Raw genomic sequence first — 3,098 nt, forward strand, 5'->3', positions numbered from 1 at the left:
GCCAAAAGGAGTTACCGATGAAACTGTTCTACAAACCGGGCGCTTGTTCTCTCGCTTCCCACATCACGCTGCGTGAGAGCGGTAAAGATTTCACGCTGGATGGTGTCGATTTGATGAAGAAACGTCTGGAAAACGGCGATGATTTTTTCGCGGTAAACCCCAAAGGACAAGTTCCCGCGCTGCTGCTGGACGACGGTACACTACTAACCGAAGGCGTCGCCATCATGCAGTACCTGGCGGACACAGTGCCAGACCGCCACCTCCTCGCCCCTACCAGCAGCCTCTCCCGTTACAAAACCATCGAATGGCTTAATTACATTGCGACAGAACTGCATAAAGGTTTTACCCCGCTGTTCCGTCCCGATACGCCGGAAGACTTCAAGCCCACCGTTCGCGCGCAGCTGGAGAAAAAAATGCAGTACGTGAATGAATCGCTGAAAGATGAGCAATGGATCTGCGGCCCGCGCTTCAGCATTGCAGACGCTTATCTGTTCACCGTACTGCGTTGGGCTTATGCGGTTAAGCTGAATATGGCAGGATTAAGCCATATCGAGGCGTATATGGCGCGTATGGCTGAACGCCCGGCGGTTGCCGCAGCGCTTAAAGCAGAAGGGTTGAGCTAATCACTAATGTGCCGGATGGCGGCGCCAGGCGCTTTATCCGGCCTACTTACTTGGCTGGCCGACGGCCAAACGTACGCCCGATAAGCGTGAGCGCCATCGGGCATTGATTACAACTGCGTCGCGCTAAAGTAGTGTTCAGGCATCGCGATACGATCCTGAGCGGCCACTACCTGCAGTTCATACTCATGCATTTCTTTGGTGGCGATCATCACTTCGTACACTGCCGCCGTCACATGCTCAAGCGCCTGCTGTAAAGACGCGCCCTGGAGCAGTTTCACCAGCAGCAAGCCGCTGGTAACGTCACCCACGCCAACCGGCTGACGCGCGCCAAAATCAACTAATGGGCGGCTGATATGCCACGCCTGTTGCGCAGTGACCAGCAGCATCTCGAAACGATCGGTGCTAATACCTGCGCGAGCCAGATGTTTCACCAGCACAATTTCTGGCCCCTGGGCGATCAGCTCACGGGCAGCCATCACCGCTTCAGTCACATTGTGAACCGCATGTTCGCACAGAATTTCAAGTTCAACCAGGTTCGGGGCAATAATGTCGCTGGCGGGAAGCGCATGACGCACATGAAATTCCGCCACGCCCGGCGCGACGATACACCCTTTCTCCGGATGCCCCATCACGGGGTCACAAAAGTATTTTGCCCGCGGATTGGCCGCTTTCACCTGGCGCACAATACCCAGAATATGCTCACCCTGCTCTGCCGAGCCAAGATAGCCGCTTAGTACTGCGTCACAAGTCTGGAGTTTATCGATATCGGCAATACCCTGCACGATTTCAGTCAGATGAGTCGGCGGCATAACGCAACCGGTCCATTTGCCGTACTGCGTGTGGTTAGAGAACTGCACGGTATTTAACGGCCAGACATTTGCGCCAAGACGACGCATCGGAAATTCAGCCGCGCTGTTGCCCGCATGACCAAAAACAACGTGGGACTGGATGGCGAGGATATTTTTCATTTTACTTATCACAACCCTGAAAAAATAAAGGGGCGTAGTTTCCCACGCCCCTGCTAACTAAATCTTACTTCCAGCAAATCAGACAATAGTTCTTCTTGCCACGGCGCAATAAGGTGTAGCGCCCGAAGAGGATATCACTCTCCTGGAAGAAATATTCCGGATCGGATTGCTTCTCACCGTTGATGGTCACCGCGTTAGACGCAATGGTCTTACGCGCCTGGCCGCGAGACGGTTGCAGTTCGGAATCGACCAGCGCCTGCATCAGATCCGCACCTTTCTCCATCTCAATCATCGGCACGCCATCCTGCGCCAGCTGTTCGAAATCCGCTTCGCTCAAATCGCTCAGGTTGCCGTTGAACAAGCTTTCGGTAATGCGTTTTGCCGCAACCAGACCTTCTTCACCGTGAACCAGACGTGTGACCTGCTCAGCCAGGACATACTGGGCGCGCGGTGCTTTACCACTGTTCTTATCTTCTTCTTCCAGCGCATTGATCTCTTCAATGTCCATGAACGTGAAGAATTTCAGGAAGCGATAAACGTCCGCATCGGCGGTGTTGATCCAGAACTGGTAGAATTTGTACGGACTGGTTTTCTTCGGATCCAGCCACACTGCGCCGCCTTCGGTCTTACCGAATTTGGTGCCGTCCGCTTTGGTAATCAGCGGAACGGTCAAACCAAATACCTGATTCTGGTGCAGACGGCGGGTCAGGTCGATACCTGAGGTAATGTTACCCCACTGGTCAGAACCACCAATCTGCAGCGTCACGCCGTGCAGTTTATTCAGGCAGGCAAAGTCATAGCCCTGCAGCAGATTGTAAGAAAACTCGGTAAAGGAGATCCCCTGATCGTCACGGTTCAGACGTTGCTTAACCGCTTCTTTGTTGATCATCTGGTTAACAGAGAAGTGTTTGCCGATATCACGCAGGAAAGTCAGTACATTCATACCGCCAAACCAGTCGTAGTTGTTCGCAGCAATCGCCGAGTTGTCGCCACAGTCGAAATCGAGGAACGGTGCAACCTGCTTACGGATTTTATCCACCCACTCCTGCACGGTGTCTTCGGTATTCAGTTTACGCTCGGCGGCTTTAAAGCTCGGGTCACCAATCAGACCGGTCGCGCCACCTACCAGTGCAACAGGCTTATGACCTGCCTGCTGGAAGCGTTTCAGGCATAACAATGGAACCAGATGCCCCAAATGCAAGCTGTCAGCGGTAGGATCGAAGCCGCAATAGAGCGCGATCGGGCCTTGCGCCAGTCGCTCTGCTAACGCTTCCTCGTCCGTCACCTGGGCCACCAGCCCCCGCTCTTGCAATTGTTTAATCAAGTTACTGCTTGCCATCAAAATCTCCATGTATAAAACGACTGCACCTTTGCCGGTACACGACTTTTCGCCTGATGCGAAAGAAACATAGAATAAAGCGCCGGATTGATCAGCACCAGCGCTTAAAACAAGAATTTTGCATCTTTAGGGGGCCAGACGATCAATTTTCCACGCGTTATCTTCACG

General features: G+C 53.3%; 3 protein-coding genes. 1 reads left to right on the forward strand and 2 read right to left on the reverse strand.

All coding sequences use genetic code 11. The features are described from left to right. Positions 1–17: 17 nt before the first annotated feature. On the forward strand, positions 18–623 hold the full coding sequence (gene gstA, locus KQJ18_RS22920) for a glutathione transferase GstA (protein ID WP_085049400.1): 606 nt from the start codon (positions 18–20) through the stop codon (positions 621–623). Positions 624–730: 107 nt separating this feature from the next. Here gstA and pdxY read toward each other — a convergent pair whose 3' ends face one another. Together pdxY and tyrS are read right to left on the reverse strand one after the other, a co-directional pair. Beyond that, on the reverse strand, positions 731–1,591 hold the full coding sequence (gene pdxY, locus KQJ18_RS22925) for a pyridoxal kinase PdxY (RefSeq protein WP_038640402.1): 861 nt from the start codon (positions 1,589–1,591) through the stop codon (positions 731–733). A gap of 64 nt (positions 1,592–1,655) precedes the next feature. Then, positions 1,656–2,930 (reverse strand): tyrosine--tRNA ligase, encoded by a 1,275-nt coding sequence (gene tyrS, locus KQJ18_RS22930; RefSeq protein WP_038640399.1) that lies wholly within the window; start codon positions 2,928–2,930, stop codon positions 1,656–1,658. Between the last annotated feature and the right edge of the window lie 168 nt (positions 2,931–3,098).

The sequence above is a fragment of the Citrobacter sp. S55_ASV_140 genome (genome assembly GCF_018919505.1).
Lineage (GTDB): Bacteria > Pseudomonadota > Gammaproteobacteria > Enterobacterales > Enterobacteriaceae > Citrobacter > Citrobacter werkmanii.

What these genes read in the sequence shown, in the direction of transcription:
- tyrS (WP_038640399.1), bottom strand. Translation starts at nt 2,930, where the DNA reads ATGGCAAGCAGTAACTTGATTAAACAATTGCAAGAGCGGGGGCTGGTG.
- gstA (WP_085049400.1), top strand. Translation starts at nt 18, where the DNA reads ATGAAACTGTTCTACAAACCGGGCGCTTGTTCTCTCGCTTCCCACATC.
- pdxY (WP_038640402.1), bottom strand. Translation starts at nt 1,591, where the DNA reads ATGAAAAATATCCTCGCCATCCAGTCCCACGTTGTTTTTGGTCATGCG.